General features: G+C 66.2%; 18 protein-coding genes. 5 read left to right on the top strand and 13 right to left on the bottom strand.

The genetic code is table 11. From position 1 onward, the window contains the following. Window positions 1–59 precede the first annotated feature (59 nt). From F6X38_RS08200 to F6X38_RS08185, 4 genes are all read right to left on the bottom strand, one after another. A complete protein-coding gene (locus tag F6X38_RS08200) occupies window positions 60–266 on the bottom strand; it encodes a hypothetical protein (protein ID WP_161992663.1) in 207 nt (68 codons plus the stop codon). Window positions 267–353: 87 nt separating this feature from the next. Continuing rightward, complete coding sequence (locus F6X38_RS08195) at window positions 354–821, bottom strand: hypothetical protein (protein WP_150969201.1); 468 nt, start codon at window positions 819–821, stop codon at window positions 354–356. Beyond that, window positions 818–3,925, bottom strand: a complete 3,108-nt coding sequence (locus tag F6X38_RS08190) for a hypothetical protein (protein WP_150969199.1) — start codon at window positions 3,923–3,925, stop codon at window positions 818–820. Before F6X38_RS08190 ends, F6X38_RS08195 begins: the two co-directional genes overlap by 4 nt. Next, window positions 3,925–4,284, bottom strand: coding sequence for a hypothetical protein (locus F6X38_RS08185; RefSeq protein ID WP_150969197.1), 360 nt, complete (start codon window positions 4,282–4,284; stop codon window positions 3,925–3,927). Before F6X38_RS08185 ends, F6X38_RS08190 begins: the two co-directional genes overlap by 1 nt. A 387-nt stretch (window positions 4,285–4,671) precedes the next feature. Here F6X38_RS08185 and F6X38_RS08180 point away from each other — a divergent pair, with 387 nt between their 5' ends. After that, complete coding sequence (locus F6X38_RS08180; protein ID WP_150969195.1) at window positions 4,672–4,983, top strand: hypothetical protein; 312 nt, start codon at window positions 4,672–4,674, stop codon at window positions 4,981–4,983. Here F6X38_RS08180 and F6X38_RS08175 read toward each other — a convergent pair. From F6X38_RS08175 to F6X38_RS08165, 3 genes are read right to left on the bottom strand one after another with little or no spacing between them, the layout of a single operon-like run. Then, window positions 4,975–5,781: a hypothetical protein gene (locus F6X38_RS08175; RefSeq protein ID WP_150969193.1), complete on the bottom strand. Its 807-nt coding sequence runs from the start codon at window positions 5,779–5,781 to the stop codon at window positions 4,975–4,977. The two genes, F6X38_RS08180 and F6X38_RS08175, sit on opposite strands and share 9 nt — an antisense overlap. A 25-nt stretch (window positions 5,782–5,806) precedes the next feature. Then, the gene (locus F6X38_RS08170; protein WP_150969192.1) at window positions 5,807–6,220 is read right to left on the bottom strand and encodes a DUF350 domain-containing protein; all 414 of its coding nucleotides are present in this window, start codon (window positions 6,218–6,220) and stop codon (window positions 5,807–5,809) included. 8 nt (window positions 6,221–6,228) lie between these two features. Next, the gene (locus F6X38_RS08165; RefSeq protein ID WP_150969190.1) at window positions 6,229–7,803 is read right to left on the bottom strand and encodes a DUF2491 family protein; all 1,575 of its coding nucleotides are present in this window, start codon (window positions 7,801–7,803) and stop codon (window positions 6,229–6,231) included. 263 nt (window positions 7,804–8,066) lie between these two features. Between F6X38_RS08165 and F6X38_RS08160 the strand changes: the two genes are divergently transcribed. Both F6X38_RS08160 and F6X38_RS08155 read left to right on the top strand, forming a co-directional pair. Continuing rightward, the gene (locus F6X38_RS08160) at window positions 8,067–8,285 is read left to right on the top strand and encodes a hypothetical protein (RefSeq protein ID WP_246191253.1); all 219 of its coding nucleotides are present in this window, start codon (window positions 8,067–8,069) and stop codon (window positions 8,283–8,285) included. An 11-nt stretch (window positions 8,286–8,296) separates the two neighbouring features. Further along, window positions 8,297–10,078: a cell wall hydrolase gene (locus tag F6X38_RS08155; protein ID WP_150969187.1), complete on the top strand. Its 1,782-nt coding sequence runs from the start codon at window positions 8,297–8,299 to the stop codon at window positions 10,076–10,078. Here the strand turns inward: F6X38_RS08155 and F6X38_RS08150 are convergent. From F6X38_RS08150 to F6X38_RS08135, 4 genes are all read right to left on the bottom strand, one after another. Beyond that, window positions 10,001–10,507 (bottom strand): AAA family ATPase, encoded by a 507-nt coding sequence (locus F6X38_RS08150; RefSeq protein WP_161992662.1) that lies wholly within the window; start codon window positions 10,505–10,507, stop codon window positions 10,001–10,003. The two genes, F6X38_RS08155 and F6X38_RS08150, sit on opposite strands and share 78 nt — an antisense overlap. Window positions 10,508–10,705: 198 nt before the next feature. Next, window positions 10,706–10,927, bottom strand: a complete 222-nt coding sequence (locus F6X38_RS08145; protein WP_150969184.1) for a helix-turn-helix transcriptional regulator — start codon at window positions 10,925–10,927, stop codon at window positions 10,706–10,708. A gap of 116 nt (window positions 10,928–11,043) precedes the next feature. Then, window positions 11,044–11,859 carry a hypothetical protein gene (locus F6X38_RS08140; RefSeq protein WP_210248881.1) on the bottom strand — a complete coding sequence of 272 codons (816 nt, stop codon included), beginning with the start codon at window positions 11,857–11,859 and terminating at the stop codon, window positions 11,044–11,046. Beyond that, the gene (locus F6X38_RS08135; protein WP_150969181.1) at window positions 11,856–13,061 is read right to left on the bottom strand and encodes a tyrosine-type recombinase/integrase; all 1,206 of its coding nucleotides are present in this window, start codon (window positions 13,059–13,061) and stop codon (window positions 11,856–11,858) included. The genes F6X38_RS08140 and F6X38_RS08135 overlap by 4 nt, the downstream gene beginning before the upstream one ends. A 282-nt stretch (window positions 13,062–13,343) precedes the next feature. Between F6X38_RS08135 and F6X38_RS24275 the strand changes: the two genes are divergently transcribed. Then, window positions 13,344–14,744 (top strand): BrnA antitoxin family protein, encoded by a 1,401-nt coding sequence (locus F6X38_RS24275; protein WP_425482834.1) that lies wholly within the window; start codon window positions 13,344–13,346, stop codon window positions 14,742–14,744. A 458-nt stretch (window positions 14,745–15,202) separates the two neighbouring features. On the opposite strand, the gene F6X38_RS08125 is transcribed toward F6X38_RS24275, so the two are convergent. Further along, entirely contained in the window at window positions 15,203–15,595 is a 393-nt protein-coding gene (locus tag F6X38_RS08125; protein ID WP_246191252.1) for a DUF2293 domain-containing protein, read from the bottom strand. Window positions 15,596–15,998: 403 nt separating this feature from the next. Here F6X38_RS08125 and F6X38_RS08120 point away from each other — a divergent pair, with 403 nt between their 5' ends. Beyond that, the gene (locus F6X38_RS08120; RefSeq protein ID WP_150969179.1) at window positions 15,999–16,352 is read left to right on the top strand and encodes a hypothetical protein; all 354 of its coding nucleotides are present in this window, start codon (window positions 15,999–16,001) and stop codon (window positions 16,350–16,352) included. A gap of 317 nt (window positions 16,353–16,669) precedes the next feature. Here the strand turns inward: F6X38_RS08120 and F6X38_RS08115 are convergent. Further along, window positions 16,670–17,252 (bottom strand): aldehyde dehydrogenase family protein (locus F6X38_RS08115; protein ID WP_150969178.1); only part of this gene is annotated, 583 nt, incomplete at its 5' end.

Genomic DNA, 17,252 nt, shown 5'->3' with positions numbered 1-17,252 from the left:
TTCCTGCTCCGTCACGGGCTCCACCGCGCGCCATCCGTCTGATTTCCTCTGATTGTTTTTCAAACGGCTGGCGGCTTCGCGTAACCGACAAGCTGGATCACGAGGTCGTCGACCCGCTGTACCACGCCCATCTCGGCGAGCTGTTCGGCCCGGTCCTCGTCCTCGTGGCCCATGCGGCCGGTACACATGAAGACGCGACCATACTGCGGCAGATCGGTGACGCTGCGCTGTTCGAGCTTCGCCACGCGGTTTTCCAGCGTTCCCATATCAGCCCCTAGGTCCTGTCGCTCGCGGAATGAAGTCGGCCGGCACCAGGTCGGCGATCGGCCAAGGCACGATGACGCGGCGGACGATCATGTCATCCGGCCCGGGATGCTGGCCGAGTGTGGCGAAGGCCCGTGCCTCGTCCTCGGCTTCGTGCTCCTGCCGAACGACAGTCGAGAACACGCGGCGCGTCGGATGCGTGCCTTATCCTTCACGTAGGTGTCGGCGATGAAACACTGCCAGTCGATCCAGTCCGGCAGCGTCATCAGCCCGTTGTCGGCAATGCCGCAGTCGGCCAGCTCGCGCCCCTCGTCGGCGAGGTCGTCAAACGTCGCCACGAAGGCGTCGATGTGCTGCGCCAGAGGTTCGGCGTCCGGCGTGTTGTCGGTCCTTAAGGCTCCGGCAAGGGCGTGGACCCAGGCATCCGACAGCGGCGTCAGCGCCGTATGCAGCCGCCGGCAGGCCGTGTAGGTGGATGGCTGCTGCGCCAGCCAGATCCCCATCAGATCGCCGAGCACGGAGGCCGCAACGTCGTCCTGTACCGTCTGGACGCTCATCGGGGCACCGCCCCGCGCTGTTCGGGTTCAGCCTGGTTCGGTCCCGCCACCGCACCGACCGTCGCCGCCCGGCGGTAGTACTGGCCGAGTAGTTCCCAGGTCGCCCGCTCGGTCTTGCGGGCGGGCGTCGCGAGCAGCAGCTTGGCCCGGGTCGGGTTGAGCAACGCATCGGCCACCAGATCCTCGATGCTCTCGATGCCGGCGCGGCGGATATCGGCGATGGTCTTCGCGCCCACCGCGCCGACTGCCGCCGAGATGGGACCGCCGCCGAGCATGAACCCGCCCGCGCCGCCGGCCGCCGTGGGCACGTTGGCGAAGATGCGGGACAGGAGCGTCGGCTGGCTGCCGAGCTTGCCGGCCTGAATGGCGTCCTGCACGGTGTTCGAGCCGCCCGGCAGCTTCACCGAGGCGACCGAGCGGTTGGCGCGCTGCAGGTCGGCGGCGACCCGCTGCATGGTGCCGATCTCGGCGTCCGAGAAGCCGGCCGTTCGAAGCGCCGCGCCGTTCTGCCGGACGAAGCTCTGGAAGCCGTCCGACTTCACCGTGCCGATGCCGGAGGTGCCGGCCTCGGTGTTCCCGACGAACCGGCCGGCGATGTGGTCGACGATGGCCTTCCGCAATCCACGCTGCGCCGGCTCGCTGCCGCGAATGGCGTGGCGAAGGCGCAGCATCTGCGCCGCCGCATCCTGGCGCTGGAAGACGGCGCCGACTGTGCGCGTCACATCAGAGGGATCGTCGAGGCCGAGGAGGCGACCGAGCACGCCGCGGGCCGCATCGTCGCGTGCTGCGTTCTGGCGCTGCACGACATGGGCGAGCGTATTGGCGGCAGCGGAAGCGTCGGCAAGACCGGCGTCGAGTTCGGGGAAGGCCCGGAGCGCGTCGGCGTGGGAGCGGCGCCAGGCGGCGAGCCGGGTGGGATCGAAGGTGCCGTCGTCGCGCAGCGCCGCCCGCCTGGCCCGGTCGACGGCGTAGCCGGTCAGGGTGTCCAGCGCCGGCCCATCGCCGACCGCCCGGCGATACGACTGGATAGCGTCGAAGGATTTGGCCTGCGGGAAGAAGATCCGCGCCGGCACCGAGCTATCCGGCACCGCGTAGGGGGCGTTCGTTGCCGGACGCTGGCGCAGCGGCCGGAGCGTCGGGTTGTCGAAGGTCGAAAGACGGTCGGACGTTGCCGCACGGGCAGCGGTCAGGCGCTCTTGGGCGGCTCGGTCGAACCCGATCCCGACGTCATCGCCCGGTAGTCGCGGATTGCTCGGAGCATCGGGAAGTCGCCTTCCCGTTTCGCCTTCTGCTCCAGCCATGCCAGAAAGGGACCGTGGTCCTCCGGCGCCATTCGCTCTAAACCCTGACGGACCTTCTCCGCCAAGCGTTCCGGTGGCTTGCTGTGATCCGGCTTCTCGTTGTGCAAGCCATTCTTCCTGAGCGCGTCGGAAGTTCGCAGCGAATGTGTCTTCCTCGCGCATCTCGCCGCGAGCGACCGCTTCCGCCTCCTGTTGAACCCTGCCGGCGACGGCGCCGTCAAGGTCGGCGTGGATAGCGGAGGACAGCTTGGCCATCCGGGCATAGGCCGGGCTTTCGCCGTTCGCCATACGCTCGGCCCGCATCGCCGCCTTTACCCGAGAGGACAGCGCGGTGACTTCCGACAACGGCATGGCGTCGCCGTACTGCCCGACGACGCCGTAGATCGCCATCTCCTCGCCGTCCGGCTGCTTCGCCGACTTCGGGATGCCGCCGAGCAGGCTGTCCGCCTCGCCCTTCACCGTGCCGACGCCGAGCGTCATCGTGCCGTCCGGGTCGACCGCGTTCCACAGCTCGCGTTCCCGCTGCTTCACCGTCGCCCGCGCCGCCTCCAGCGAGGTCCGCAGGCTGGCGCCGGCCGCGTCGGGCGTCTGCCCCGCGCCAAGGCGATCCGCACTCGCCCGTGCGCCATCCCGAGCCCGCGTCACAATGTCGTCGGCCTCGCGGTCGATGTCGGCGAGCTGGCCCCGAATAGCGGAGACCACCGTCTCCGGTGCGCCGTCCGGCTGGATGGCACCGATAGCTGCGACTTGGGCGGCGTTCTGTTCGGCCCGGCGCTGCATGAAGCGGTCGGGTTGGCGGGCGGCGGCCCCGCGCTCCAACGCGCCGATCCCCATGTCGCCCGTCGCCTGGAACGTCGTCGGTTGCGAGCCCGGCACCAGTTCCGGCGTGCCGGCCTCCAGACTATCGCGCAGGGCTTGGCTGTCCGTCGCCGACGACCGGAGGCGATCCGCAGCGAGGCGTTGGCGTCCGCCCTGCGTCAGCGGCTCGGCGTACCGGCCGATGTGCCGAACACCTTCCTTGACGATCATCGGCACGCCGAGGAGGCCCGCGCTGCCGGCACCCGCCGCCATGCCGCCGAGCAGACCGGCCAGTGGTTTCAACGGCTCCGGCGCCGCGTCGGCCGCAGCCGTGCCGCCCGCGCCGCCGGCCGCACCGATCACGGCGTTGGCGACTGCCTGTCCGCCCGTCGCCGAGCGACCAAACGCGCCCTCCGCCAGCCGCATGGCCTGCGGCGAGGCGTTGACGATGCCCTTCTCGATGAGGGTGCGCGCCGCCAGTTCCGGCACGATCGCACCGGCCGCACCCGCACCAGCACCGCGAGCGACCCGATCGCCTTCCGTTTGCGCCACGGTGTTTGCCGGATCCAGCCGGGGATCGATGCCGCCAAGCGTTTCCGCGATGTTGCGCGAGCCGAGGAAGCTGGTGTCGGGAAGCTCGGGGGCGTTCCCACCTGTCACGGCGTTGGTGGCGCGGATGCCGAGGTTCATCAGCCCGCGCGTCGCGTCGACCGGAGCCCCGAGCACCCCGTACAGCGCCTCGTTGGCGCCGGCCGTGGCGTTCATCGCCGCGCCACCGAACTTGCCCTCGGCGTGGCCTTCGGGCTTCCGGCCGTTGGCGACGTTCTCCCGGCCGCGCATGATGGCCTCTAGCTGCTGGCCGGAGAGGTTCGGCGCATAGGCCTTCACTGCGTCGGCCGTCGTGCCTTCCTCGGCGAGGTACGCGTCGATGTCGGCTTCCGGCGCGTTCTGCGCCGCCATCCGGTAGACGTTCGACTTGATGCGGGTGAGATCGAGATTGCTCATCAGCGCAGCCCGTACTTGCCCTTGAGGTTGCTCGGCACCGTGCCGGTCTGCGCCTGCGGCGCGTCCGCCGGACCCGGCTGCGACGCACCGCCCCGGCCCGGAAGCATGGTGCGGGCGGGACCGAGACCCGTTTCGATCGCGCTGAGAGCTTGCCGCCGAGCCGCGCGCTTCTGCTGCAGCACCTCCGCGCCATCACCGGGCTGCGGCAGGTACGTCTTGCCGTAGATCGCCATCTCCTGGTCGGTGATCGCCGCGCCGGAGTCCTTGCGCAGCACCGAGGCCAGGAACTCGCGTCCCGCCTGATCGGCCTGCTGGTAGTCCGAGCTGGTGAAGAAGTTGCCGAACGGCAGACCGCTCACCGTCCGATTGCCGTAGTCGGCGAGGTTGTCGCTGACGCCCTGATCGCTACATCGTGGCAGCCACGGGCATGAAGGAGAAGAACGTCAGTTTCCTGCTGACGAAGATGCATCAGGCAGGCGAAGTGGAGCGTCCGTTGCGTGGCGTCTACACCACCCCTAGGAACGCTAGTATCGCTAGGAACGAGGCCGACGATGCGTGAAACCCCTGCGAACACGCGATTTCAGCTTCTCCGCTTTCCTAGCGCCATTCCTAGCGATAGCCCCGTTCCTAGCGACGCCGCTAGGAATGCAAAGCCCTGCGCCGTAAGGCTTCCTAGCGATACTAGCGTTCCTAGCGGGGGTTCGGCTGAGCGAAGCAGAAGACCGCCTTCCAAAAGGGGATTGGACATGAGCGGCGTTGCCACTCATCGCGTTCTCGTCGCGCCCGGCGAATGGAAGACGATCCCATTTGCAGCTGTTCACGCCAAACGTTCGGAGGTGACCATCCGCCGTTGGATCAAGCAGCACGGTATCAGCCGGCAGTCCTGCCCTGGCGCACCGCACGAAATAAACATGATGGCGCTGGAGATGGTCCGACACGGCGATCTTGGAGCCTTGAACAAGCTGCGCGTCGGCGATTGGGAGGCAGCCGAGGTGCAACGCTACTTGTTGCTCCTCGGCATGTCGTTTCCTTCGCAGCCGTCCTTGTTGTCAGGATGAACCGATCTGCTTCACAGAGCTGCCACCGATCTGCTTCTGGCGCAAAGCCGCCAGACGGTCATTGAGGTTCGTCGGCGCAGCGAGCTTGCCCTGCGCCTGATCCATCGCGGCGGCGATGTTCGGGTCGTCCTGCTCGGGCCGCGTCGGCGCCAGAAGCTTCGCCTTCGCATTGGCAGCCTCAGCATTCGCCAGATCTCGCGCCGCGTTGTCCTGCATGGCCTTCAACGCGACCGACAAGCCGCTCGTCGCACCGGAGAGGCCGGCTGCCTGCCGCGCGGCTTCCGCCCGACGCTCGGCCATCTCGCGCTGCTGCTCGGCGCGGCCCATGTCGCGTTGCGCCCTCGTCAGCGCGTCGCGCGCGCCCTTCAGCTTCTGGCCCGCCTGATTGTAGGCCTCTTCCAGAGATCGAAGGAACTCGCCGGCATCCGTCTCGTCCTGCTTCTCACGTTCGATTTCAGGCGCCATCTCCTCCAGCATGCCGACCAGCGTCGACAGGCTTCTCTCCACCTCGCCCTTCTTCGCCGGATCGGTTTCGGCATCCATCCGGCTTTGCAGCGTTTCGGCCGCGGCCATGCGCTGCTGCGACAGTCGCTGGATCGCGTCCGCCTCGCGCTTCTCCTTGTCGAACGCCACGCGTGCCTCGGCGACTTGCCGGCCGAGCGTGTCGAGATGCTCCTCCATCGTGCGCAGTTCCGCCTCCGTCGCCGACTTCGGGTCCCATCGCACGATCGCTTCGAGCGCACCGTTCACGGCTTGGTCGCGCTTCACGCCGACCATGTTGCGGATGAATGAGAGCATGCCTCGCCTCCTGTTCGGTTTGGAATCAACCGGCCATCGCGCCGGCGTTGATGAGCGCTACCGCGATCTGGATACCGATCAACACGAGCGCAGCCGCGACGTTGCCTGCCTCGATCATCGCGCGCAGATCCCGGATCAACCGGCTTGCGACGATGAAGGTCAGGATCTGGATCACCAGCGCGACAAGACCCCAGACTACGATGTCGAGAACCACGGTGCTGGAGGCCAGCGTCTCGCCGAGCGGCAGCGCGATGGCGATCAGCGTTCCGGCGAGAACGATGCCGGCGGCGAGGTTGCCTTCCCGCACCAGTCGCCATTCGTGGAACGGCGTGATCGCCATGTAGGCGCCGATGCCGAGCACCAAGAGCAGCAGCGTCACCGCGAACTGCTCGATCAGAACCGGCAACCCCTGCTGCAGGGCGGGGAAGATGCTGTTCATGACGCTCCTTACGCGAGCTGGAGGGTGACGGGATTGATGTCGATGCCCGATCGGATCTCGACGGAGGCGCGGCCGGCGTCCTGCAGCGCGGATACCATGATGTATTCGGTGGCAGGTCCCGGCTCCGGTACGCCCGTCGCGGCGGCGTAGAGCATGACCTCGCTCTCGACGGTGCGCGTGCCGGCCAGATCCTCGATCGTTTCGGTAAACTTGCGCGGCTCGACACGACGCTCGCTCGGCGACCAGACACGATCGTAGGTCTTGCCATCCTTGGTCTGGAAATCCGGCCAGCCGATCATGCCCTCGTTCTTGTCCAGCCAAGCGCCCCATTCGTCAGCATCCGCGGGCGTAACCTCGTCGATCGTAGCGAACAGGCGGCATTCGTCGGGATCGCCGCTGGCGTCGAGGTGAAGCTGCACGAGGCTGCTGCCGTCTGGCAGGTAGAGCCGCACCAACTGCGTATTGCCGGACATGACGCGGCCTATGGCCGTGACGCTGACCTGACCGCTCAGTTCCGGCAGCTTGATCGCTGAACCGGCGAGAACGAAAGGCGTCGGATCGAGCGACAGCGTCATTCCGACCCGGAACTTCGAGGGCGTGTAGGTCTCACCGGACATCTTCCGCTTGAGGATGTTGCCGGCTGTCGAAATGGGCGTCGAGGACGAAGGCACTGTGGACCCTCCGGATCGTGAGGCGCGACGCCAAACGAAGAAGGCCGCCCCACCGACACCGACCGCCAGGATCGGCAGGAGCAGCCCGGTACCACCACTGTTATCGTTGGCAGCGTTCCCGATGTCAGGCGTACGCGTCGGCTGCGCTTCGGCGACCTCGGGCGGCACATCGGCCGGCAGGGTGCCTGGCGTCCGGGGTTGCCCATCACGTTCCTTCAATTGGCGGTCGAGTTCGTCGAGCTTGGTGCGAAGCTCAGCGTTGTCCTGCGCTTGCCGTTCGGCTTCTCGCCGCCATTCCTGATAGCCGGGATCGTTCTGGTTGTTGTGGAACCATTCCCCCGTGCCCGGACGATTGAGGTTGCTGAGGAGCGCCCACAGAAACAAGCCGTCCCAGATGCCGAAGTTGCGGTTGCCGACGTTGTAGGGCGGCGGAGCCCAGCCGCGGTCGCCGTACCAGCCGCCGCGATTGTTGCCGTACCAACCGCCGCTTGGGGCGTAGTCAGGCCGCGTGGTTGGTCGGCGGCTGTAGGGCTGCTGCGGCCGGGGCGCGTATTGAGGTTGCGGAGTCGCCTGCTGCTGGCGCCTGTAGTCGTCGAATGCCGTGCCGGAACGTTCTCGCGAAAAGCTGCTATCGCCCGCCGAGGCGGGTGGTGCGTAACGCGGGCGATTGAAACTGGACGACGGGCGACTGTAACCGCCACTGCTTCGTGTGGACGGTGTTCGGTAGCCGCCGGAACTGCCACGATATCCACCGCCGAACGACGGTGTCCGTGACGACCCGCCCGATCGGGAGTAACCGCCGCTGGACCGGGCCGAAGCGTCGAGCGACGCCGCGAGCAACGGCCCTGCGGCCAGCAGCGTCCCAAAACACAGTCGCAGGATGGTGGAGTGGATCGAGCGAGCAGTCGGCACTTGTTCTGTCGGTCCTCGCCGGGCACCGGCTAGAACCCGCTCGCGACGGCCGAGTTCCGAAAGCAGCGGGATTACGACGCCGGAAGCGCCTCCGCGATCAGTTCGGAGGTTGTTCGGCGGTACCCTAGCCTGCCTTTGGAAGGGCCGGCGTAAGCGCGCCAACGGTTTCCGCACGGCTATTGATCAAACATGATCAACTGAGAGGAATTCAATCCTCGCCACTCAGATGCAAATATCCTGCCATCGGCATGGAGTTGCACATCATGGCTGCTGCCAACCTTTTCCTATCCGGTGCGCGGGTGAACCGCGACTTTCGCGAGGCGCTGTTCGATGCCGCCAACCGGGCGGGCGTGACGCCGAACGAGTTCTGCATCACCGCTGCGGCCGAGAAGCTGATGGCGTCCGGCCGGCGCTTTCCGGGCGTCTTCCAGGCCAACGACTTCGAGATGGTCGGCGTGCTGCCGGCGCGCGACGCCGCCTGACGATGGCGCGGGTGGCGCGATCGGTTGCGGAGGTAATCGCTGGCGAGGCCGGCGGCCGGACCCGTGCGGCGCGCTACAACGACATGCGCCATATCGCCAGCGTGATCGCCAACCGTGCGGTGCAGCTCGGCGTCACACCGGAACAGGTCGTCTCCCGCCAGTCCGAGTTCAACGCCTACGGCAAGCGCATGCCGGGCGGCACGGCGGATCTCGTCGGGCTCGCCGAGGACGCGATGCGCGAGGTTCAAACGGCCGGCCCCGTCACCCGTGCCACCTTCTATGCGACGCCGGCTGCGAAGGGGAACCTGCCGAAGGGGCTGCAGCGCGAGACGAAGACCGCTTCCCACGTCTACTTCACCGATCCGAAAAACCGCGCAGTCTACACCTCAGCCGGACTGCGGACCCCGGCCGTCGAGGGTCGTGCCAAGCTCGGGAAGCCGGCCGACAGCTACGATGTCGCGAACCTGCCGACGCCGACGCCTCGGGACGTGACGCTGGCGAGCACGATGCCGTCGCGTCCCGTGACGCCAACGCCCACTCCGCCGACGCAGGTTGCGTCCAACGGCAGCTTCGGCGGTCTCCTGTCCAGTCTCGCCGCCAACATCGAGAGCGGCGCGGCCCGGCTCGGCGGGCTGATCGGCCCCAGCGCAGCGGCGGCAGCGGAACGGCCGGCACCGTCCTCAGCATCTCCCGGCATCGGCAGCCTTTTGACCGGCACCAGCCTCGCTTCGATGCGATCGGTTCCGACAACCAGCGGCAACGAGCGGGCACGTGGGCTGGTCGCCTCGCTACCGGCTGCTGCGCCGATGTCGTCGGCTCGGGAAGCGAATATTGCCAGTCGCCTCGAAGCAGCCTTCGCGGATGCACCCGATGCCAGCCGAACCGGCCGCATCACCAGGGCGGCCACCATGTCGCCAGAACAGGCCGCCAACGTCGCCGGCCGGCTCGACGCCGCGTTCTCCGGGCCCCCGGCGGCAACGGCGGCACCTGCGGCACGGCCAGCAGCGATGTCGCTCGTCTCGCCGGCCGCCGCCGCAACGACGCCGACGCGCTCGGCCGCGCCAGCCAATCCCTTCTCCGGCGGCTTGTTGTCCGATGCGGCGATGAGCGCCATCGATAGCCGGCCGGCGGGGCTCCTGTCCGGCAACGAACGGGCGCGCCCTCTCCAGCAGCCCGGCCTCCCGACCATGACGCCGAACCAGGCACTGGACGCCGACGTGGCGGAACAGCGGGCTCTCAACGACGCGAAGCGACAGGCGGCGATCGACGCGGCGACGCAGCCGCAGCGGATGGCACCCGTCCCCCGCCAGGCCGCCGCCCAGGTCGCGTCTCTGCCAGCCCCGGTGAGGGTATCGCCAGAACCGATGGATGCACCCGCAAGGGTCAAAGGGCCGATCGACACCGTTCCGACGCGAACCCGCACCGCCGGGCAGGTCCGTCAGCAGGCCGAAGCGACGGGTATCGGCCTTCCTTCCATTCCCGCCGCCCCGGCACCCGGCAGCGGCTTCGGTCGCTTGGCATCGAAAGCAGTCAGCCTCGTCAGCCCGGCGCCGGGCGGCTTGCTCGGCCTTGCCACTGGCGACGGCTCGTTCCGCAACCGCGACATCGGCCAGACGGTCGGCGGCCTGCTCGGCGCCATCGCCGCCGGCCCGATCGGTGGGATGCTTGGCGGCTATCTCGGTAATCAAATCGGCAACTCAACCTACGGCACGCCGTCACGGGCGGCGAGCGCGGCGCTCAACGCCGGGTGGGATGGGTTCGGCGCAGGCCGACAGGCCGTTCGAGCCGGATAGCGCTTCCAGCGGGTCGTCGGCGCCGCCCTTTCGCGTATGATGCAGCGCCACCACCGCCACGCCGTGCTCGGTCGCCCAGCCCTGCAGCTCGGCCATGATCGAGTAATCGTTCTCGTACGCGTTCCTCGCCGCGACGCCGGCCGGCTTGATCCGCTGCAAAACGTCGATGACCACCAGCGCCGGCCTGTCGACCGACTGCCGCCAGCGCTCCAGTTCGTCGATGAAACCTTCGTTCAGCGCCGGTGCTTCCGTGACGAACTCCAGCCGCGACAGGTTCGGCCGCTCTTTCTGGTTCGGGAACAGCGCGTCGACCCGGCGCTGGATGCGGCGGTGACCGTTCTCCATGTCGATGTAGAGAACGTCGCCCTCCGGCATGGCGCGGTCGTAGAGTTCGGCGCGGGCCTGCTGGAGACCCAGGACGATGCTCATCAGCGCAGCCTCCCGCGGTCGAAGGCCAACTCGGCGATGGTGCGCGCCAGCCACGGGCTGACGGCGTACTGCCGGGCGACGAATGATACTTGAAGGTAGGAGGCAGAGGCGGTATCTACGGAACTGTCCGCCAAGACACATTCCGAGACCCGTCGTTGCCCACCAGCACGGCGGGTTTCGACTATCTGAGACATGGTATCAGACCGCCTCCATCTTCGAGGCAGCGTTGAGGAAGTCGACGAGCGTTCCGACGCGCCAGCCGAGCTTGCGTTCGGTCAGTCTGATAGGAGCAGGCACTCGGCCAAGGCGGTACTGCCGACGGAAGTGCGGAAGACTGATGTTGAGAAAGGCGGCGGCTTCGGCCGCGCCGATCACCCGCTGGCGGGCAAGGTCGGCAGGCAGTTCAGTGTGGTTAAACATCGATCCCGATCCGAACCGAAGCGAGCTTGCTTCGGCTTCATGGGATCGAAGATGCGCTTAGATGCGCTTGGCTTCTGCCGGTTACTCTTATCACCCGCTGAAAACCCGCCGGAAACTCAGTCTCGATCAATTTCCGGCATGGGCTCAGGACGCATTTTCTTGAAGATCGAATCGACAAACGGCTGGATGGTTGCTCGGGCCATCCCTCCATCGCCACCGCCTACCTCGCTCGTGTATTCCATTATTCGGCGGATCAGTTCCTCCGGGCCTTCCGGCAAACCTTCTTCGTGAACGTTGAACACTGTCCAGGCGGCGGCATCAAGCCACGCTGAGTTGCGAGGCCGCCCGCCCTTTCCTGGTTTGCGGGTCGCGTCCTTTGGCGGCTCGGCTACCCCAGTGCCGTCGCTCAATAAAGCCGCAAAGGACGCGCGTTCGACCACTGCAAGCCCATCGTAGCCGTTCATGCCGACCTTCATCGGCATCAGACCATGAAGGTGGACGGCATCCGCCCGCGGAGCGTTCCAGGCATCGGCCTGTAGGGCGTAGAGTTTCCCGTCATCAAGCATGACGGCGGCCTTCACCGCCTCGTCCGACAGAAAGCCGCGCAGTTGCCACCATGCTTCCCTGTACCGGTCGGACAGGAGCGAGTGTTTCCCCAAAGCTTCCTCCGCCGCGTTCATCGAGAGAGCGTATTGCCGTTCCTCGGCAGTCGGGTAGACGAACGGATGAGAATTATCGCCGCTCCGAACGGTCCTCCTTTGTTCCGCAGCAATGTCCATGAGCGCCATTGCTGTCATGTGCAGCATCAAACGTTCGGCGTTTTCGGGAATGAGCCCCCGTCCGGCAAATTCATCACCATAGAGGGCAATGGTAAGCTTTCGGACGGCGGCGCGTATTTCCAGATACTTGGGAGGAACAAACCTGAACATCATGGCCCCACCACCCGCCCCAGATGAGCGGACCAAGCATCCAGCGCCGCCCGTTTCTCGGCTGCGTAAGTCGCCCGATTGTAAATCCCAGCGACGCCGGCCCGGTGACCACTGACGTGGTTCAGCACCGCCTCGACCACGTGCGGCAGGACGCCGAGATCACCAAGGCGCGTCGCCACCGTCCGGCGGATGTCGTGCAGCCGCCAAGGTGGCATCGGCTTCGCCTTCGCCGCGGCTGCCTCGGCGCTCTTCTCCAATTCGGCGACAATCCGCGCGTCCAGCGCCGACTTCGATTTTGACCAGCCCGAGAACGGCCCGTCCCTTGAGCCGAAAACAAAGTCGCGGTCGGCGCGCTTCGGAACAACAGCGATGATGTCGGAGGCGGCCATCGACAGGGGCACGTCGTGCGGCAGGCCATTCTTCGTGCGCTCCCGCGGCAGGCTCCACAGCAACTTCATTGTATGCAACTCGGCGCGCATCATGCCGCCGACTTCCTCGCGGCGTTGCCCCGTCAGGATCAGGAGACGAACAATGCGGCCATAATCTCCATCGCCGGCATGGCGCCACACAAGCGCCAGTTCGTCGTCAGACAGAACCCGGTCGCGGGAAACTTCCTCCGTCGCCTTCCGCGTTCCGTTCACCGGGTTGGCCTCGGCGATGCCCTCGCTGATGGCCCATGCGAACAGCGACGACAGGCAGGCGCGGGCACGGTTCGCGGCGAAGGGTCCGCTCTCCTTCGCAATCTCGTTGAGGCGCATCGCCACGTCGGCGCGCTGGATGCCGTTCAACGGACGTACCCGGAGCGGCTTCCAGTGCTTGTTTAGATGGACAAGCAGGGAGGCGTAGCTGTTCGGCCGCAGGCGACGCTTCGCCGGGCCTTCCACGTAATCGTCGGCGATGTCGCCGAGCAGGGCGGCGGTTTCATTCCGCTTGTTCAGCTTCTCGGTTTGCGGATCGGCACCGAGTTGCACCTTCGCCAAGATCGCCTTTGCTTCGTTCCGGGCCGCGTCGAGGGACAGCCTGTCGGCCGAGCCGATGGTCAACCGTCGCTGCTTCGAGCCGACGCGGTATTGCGCGATCCAGACCTTCTTACCCCCTGCCCTCAGCCGGATGCCGAACCCCGGCAAGCCATCATCGAACACGATATGGTCGGACTTGCCGTCCGGCAGCGCGAGCCTCGCAACCGATGGTCCCGTGAACCGCATACCGCCTCACCGCTGGGAAGCTCATGGGAAGCAATCTCCTGCTTCCCAATCATCACTTGTGCTTCCATCCCTGAGAAGGTATCGCCTGCAATCGCAGCGTATGCAATACCTTGAGAGCGCCTATGCTCACTTATGGTGCCATTACAGCCGATACTTCGTAATGATGGGGTCGCGTGTTCGAGTCACGCAAGCGGCACCACTTCCCTCGCGTTGAAAACGCTAGAGGATTGGTCTAGCAGGGAAATCAGAGGCCGAAGCTGGTACACAGCTAAGGTCCACACGATGTCCCTGGCGATGCCTAGTCCTTGGAAGCACCGGGAAACCGGAACCTACTATCTCAAGCAGCGGGTGCCGGCTGATTTGGTCAGTAAGGCCCGAGGGCTGACACTCGAGCTATCCGTTGCCGGCACCCTTTGGCGCGTCAGGGTTGGGGATCAGGTCAAGGTGTCGCTGCGAACAAAGGACATTGGGCCCGCCAAGCTGCGCTATCGGGAAGCCGATGAAAGCCTCCAGGGTCATTGGGCACGGCTCCGCAGCGACGTAGTGGAGTTGAGCCACCGGCAAACAATCGCTCTCGCAGGGGAGATCTATCGGGCCATACGGGCCCCGTTTGAGGACAACCCAGGCAGCGCCGAAGCATGGGAAAAAATCTCCCTGCTTTGTCTTATCACGTTGGAGGACGGCGCAATGACCACGGAGACGCTGACGGCTTATCAACGGGAAACCCTTGAGCTTGCCGTTGGTCGTGCCGCCGACATGCGCCTAAACTCCAAGGGACTGCGGGTAACGCCAAGATGCCGCGACCGCCTTCTGATCGAAGCAACCAAGGCAATAGCCGACGCTGCGGAGGATACGGCGCGGGAGGCCGCTGGAGACTATACGCCTTCCACAAAGGCTCAGCGGTTTCCCTCGTGGCTGCCGTCAGCGAGACCCCAGAAGCCTATCGGCTCGCGCCAAACCATCACCGGCCTGCTTAATCGCTGGACCGAGGAACAAACGCTGAGCGGTCGATCCGGGACCACCACGCGACGTTGGAAGCCCATCATTAGGTCCTTCGTTGGGTTCGTGGGACACGACGCCGCCGAGAGCGTCACGCCTGAAAACGTCCGTGAGTGGCGGCAGGCGGTTCTCACCTCGGGAGCATCGATCCCCCGGACATTCAATCGCAACCACCTCGCTGCCGTCCGGTCGATCTTCAACGTTGGCATAGGTGCTGGACTAGTCACGAAGAACCCAGCCGCAGGGCTGAAATTCCCGGCCGCTGAGGTGGTCCAGACGCGGGCCAAGGGTTTCACCGCTGATGAGGCCGCCGCCAGCCAAGCCCAAGGAACGGAAGGTGCTCCCATGACAGCGACACGCGGCAAGGCGGCTCAGGAGTTCCAGGCTGGCCAAGGCTATACCCAGGAGGACTGGGAGGCCGTGAGCGACAGCCCCGACCTGACTGAGGAAGAGCTGGCCACTCTCAGGCCTGCCCAGGAGGTTCTGCCTCCCACCTTCTTTGAGGGTCTAGGAGCAGCTCGAGCGGAGGCCCAGAGGGGCCGAGGACGCCCCAGAAGCGAGGCTGCCAAGGTGCCGGTCACCCTGAGGCTCGAGCCGGACGTGCTCGACCGGTTCAAGGCTGCCGGGGGTGACTGGCGGCAACGCATGCAGGATGCCCTCAGGAAGGCCACCTTGGAGGCCTGAGGCCAGCCACCAGGCCCAGCTGGGGAGACCTCCTCACCTAGACCACCCACGCTCCAAATTTGAAGCATGGTCCAGCCCACCCAAGGGGCCGTCTTGAGATCCGAGGCGGTCCCCTCTTCATGTCTGTCGATCGCTGCCGGCATGAACTAGAGCCGGCAATTCGGCCCTAGCCCCAGTCCGGCTGGCGGGACCACCGCTTGGCCAACCCCCGACCACCACAGCACCACCGCAGCTGGGCCCTGAGACTGTCACGCGAACCAAGCTGCGGGGGTTTTCGCACCTTGCATTGGGTCCGTCGCGTAATCAGCAGCTGTGGGGGTCTGACCCCTACGGCGTCGTCTCGCCAGGCGGCTCCCGCGGCGTCGTCCGCTCCCACCAGTCCGGCCCCGCCGGCTCACGCCCCCCTCCCCGCCTTCTTCCAGAGCCGTGAGCCTGACGGCTCCCTCAGGGCCAGCGGTCTAGACGCTCGCCCGCTCGTCAGCCTTCTGGACAGTCTGCCGCGCAAGCCAGCCCTCGAGGAACGTCGCCACGTCAGCGTTCTCGTTGGCGATCACGCCGGGATTGTCCTTCCGTCGCCCCGTCTTTTGACGCCGCTTGGCGACCGCGCGGCGGAACTCAGCATAGGCTTGGTCTGCCTCAGGGGACCCCTGCCGCCACGCTGCAGCTGTGTCTCTGACCTCTGCAGCCACGACCATCCGCGCCTCCTCGCGTGTCAGCCCGTGGCCGCTGCCGTTGATCCTCAGCAGCCGGTCATAGTCCGTCATCTCGTGCCGGATCATTGTGTCGACCAGCAAGCCGGCGATCTCGCCTAGGCGGCCGAAGTGCCCGCCCCTCCGGACCCGCTCGACCATCCGCTGGCTCCAACCGGGGCCGCAGCCGGGGTACATTGCGGCGAGGTAGGTTCTCAGCTGGTCGCAGAAACGGGCGTGATCCTCGGGCGGGAGGTCGATCTTGGGATAGCGCGGAGGCTTCCTGGACGGCAAGTCGCTGGGTTGAGGTGGCTGCACAGGCTGGACGATACGGCGCGTTTCATCTTTCGACTAGTCCCGAAAATGATCAGCGTTCGCAACGGGTTGGAATTAGGGCCACCAATAGCACCAGCTGCCGACCGCAACGCTGCGACGGAATTGGGGTGACCAATAGCAGTGCGCGCGCAATCGATAGGCGAATTGGGCCCTCCATAGCAAAGGCGCTGCTGCAGCGATGTTTGCCCGTCTGTCTCCTCATTGGTGTTTGCCCCATTGGTAGCGGTTCATGGGGAGCAACACACAAGCGGCCCTCGAGTTCGCCAACCAGGTGGTTAACCCGCCGGACGGCTGGGAGCGGAACTTATCCAAGGAACAGCTCGACACGATCGACAGCGGCATCAAGGGCAAGCTGGGGTGGGGCGACAGTGACACCTACGTCAACGCCTATGCTGGTTCGATCCGGAGCCTGGCGAAGAAGTTCGTTGTCACCGGCATGGACCCCGCTAAGGCGGTTACGGCCGCCACCGACGCGGTGTTCGCCAACAGCGTCAGCTACGAGACCGCCTGCAGGGATGGCACAGTGCGGGGACGTTTGGCAAAAATTCACAGCTATCCACTGGGTCCCCTGCCCTTGCCGTGAGACCACGGCGCTGGTACACAGGACTCAAGGCTTTGGCTCTGAAACCCCTGCTCCACAAGGGTTTGCGCGTTTCGATCCTGTGTTCGAGTCACGCAAGCGGCACCACTTCCTTCCATAACAAGCGCAATCCTTCTTCGATGAGGAACGCCGCCGGCCCGTGCCCGCGTCGAGGATGTCGCGGGCGTCGCCGCGGCCTGCGGCCTGCGGCCGGCTGAAGGATCGAGCCACTGGTCGGCTCTACCGGATCCGGCGCCGGCCAGGCCGGTCGTTCCCCGTCGCGGCGGTCGCTTCCTCCTGTCCGCTGGTATCGTTTCCGCCTACCGCATGACCGGCATGGAGAACTCGGCGCCGGACTTGATGCCGGAGGGCCAGCGGCTGGTGACGGTCTTGGTTCTGGTCCAGAACTTGATCGCGTCCGGGCCGTGCTGGTTGAGGTCGCCGAACACCGAGCGTTTCCAGCCGCCGAACGAGTGGTAGGCGAGCGGCGTCGGGATCGGCACGTTCACCCCGATCATCCCGACCGGCACCCGGGACGCGAAGTCGCGGGCCGCGTCGCCGTCGCGCGTGTAGATCGCGACGCCGTTGCCGTATTCGTGTTTCGCGGGGAGCGACAGCGCCTCCTCGTAGTCCTTCGCCCGCACCACCGAGAGAACGGGGCCGAAGATCTCCTGCTTGTAGATGTCCATCTCCGGCGTCACGCGGTCGAACAGGCAGGAACCGACGAAGAAACCGTCCTCGTAGCCCTGCATGCGGAAGTTCCGGCCGTCGACGACGAGCTCCGCCCCTTCCTGCACGCCCTTCTCGACGAGGCCGAGGATCTTCTCCTTGGCCGCCTTCGTCACCACCGGGCCATAGTCTGCGCCTTCGTCCGTGTAGGGGCCGATCTTCAAAGCCTCGACC

The sequence above is a fragment of the Plantimonas leprariae genome (assembly GCF_008802405.1).
In the GTDB taxonomy this organism is placed as follows: domain Bacteria; phylum Pseudomonadota; class Alphaproteobacteria; order Rhizobiales; family Rhizobiaceae; genus Plantimonas; species Plantimonas leprariae.
The sequence above is the reverse complement of the archived record's forward strand: the minus strand, read 5'-3'. Positions and strand labels throughout refer to the sequence as shown.

Coding starts and splice junctions, on each gene's coding strand:
- F6X38_RS08150 (WP_161992662.1), bottom strand. CDS start 10,507: ATGAGCATCGTCCTGGGTCTCCAGCAGGCCCGCGCCGAACTCTACGAC.
- F6X38_RS08135 (WP_150969181.1), bottom strand. CDS start 13,061: ATGCGGTTCACGGGACCATCGGTTGCGAGGCTCGCGCTGCCGGACGGC.
- F6X38_RS08170 (WP_150969192.1), bottom strand. CDS start 6,220: ATGAACAGCATCTTCCCCGCCCTGCAGCAGGGGTTGCCGGTTCTGATC.
- F6X38_RS08195 (WP_150969201.1), bottom strand. CDS start 821: ATGAGCGTCCAGACGGTACAGGACGACGTTGCGGCCTCCGTGCTCGGC.
- F6X38_RS24275 (WP_425482834.1), top strand. CDS start 13,344: ATGTCCCTGGCGATGCCTAGTCCTTGGAAGCACCGGGAAACCGGAACC.
- F6X38_RS08190 (WP_150969199.1), bottom strand. CDS start 3,925: ATGAGCAATCTCGATCTCACCCGCATCAAGTCGAACGTCTACCGGATG.
- F6X38_RS08175 (WP_150969193.1), bottom strand. CDS start 5,781: ATGCTCTCATTCATCCGCAACATGGTCGGCGTGAAGCGCGACCAAGCC.
- F6X38_RS08145 (WP_150969184.1), bottom strand. CDS start 10,927: ATGTTTAACCACACTGAACTGCCTGCCGACCTTGCCCGCCAGCGGGTG.
- F6X38_RS08140 (WP_210248881.1), bottom strand. CDS start 11,859: ATGATGTTCAGGTTTGTTCCTCCCAAGTATCTGGAAATACGCGCCGCC.
- F6X38_RS08120 (WP_150969179.1), top strand. CDS start 15,999: ATGGGGAGCAACACACAAGCGGCCCTCGAGTTCGCCAACCAGGTGGTT.
- F6X38_RS08160 (WP_246191253.1), top strand. CDS start 8,067: ATGGCTGCTGCCAACCTTTTCCTATCCGGTGCGCGGGTGAACCGCGAC.
- F6X38_RS08200 (WP_161992663.1), bottom strand. CDS start 266: ATGGGAACGCTGGAAAACCGCGTGGCGAAGCTCGAACAGCGCAGCGTC.
- F6X38_RS08125 (WP_246191252.1), bottom strand. CDS start 15,595: ATGGTCGAGCGGGTCCGGAGGGGCGGGCACTTCGGCCGCCTAGGCGAG.
- F6X38_RS08180 (WP_150969195.1), top strand. CDS start 4,672: ATGAGCGGCGTTGCCACTCATCGCGTTCTCGTCGCGCCCGGCGAATGG.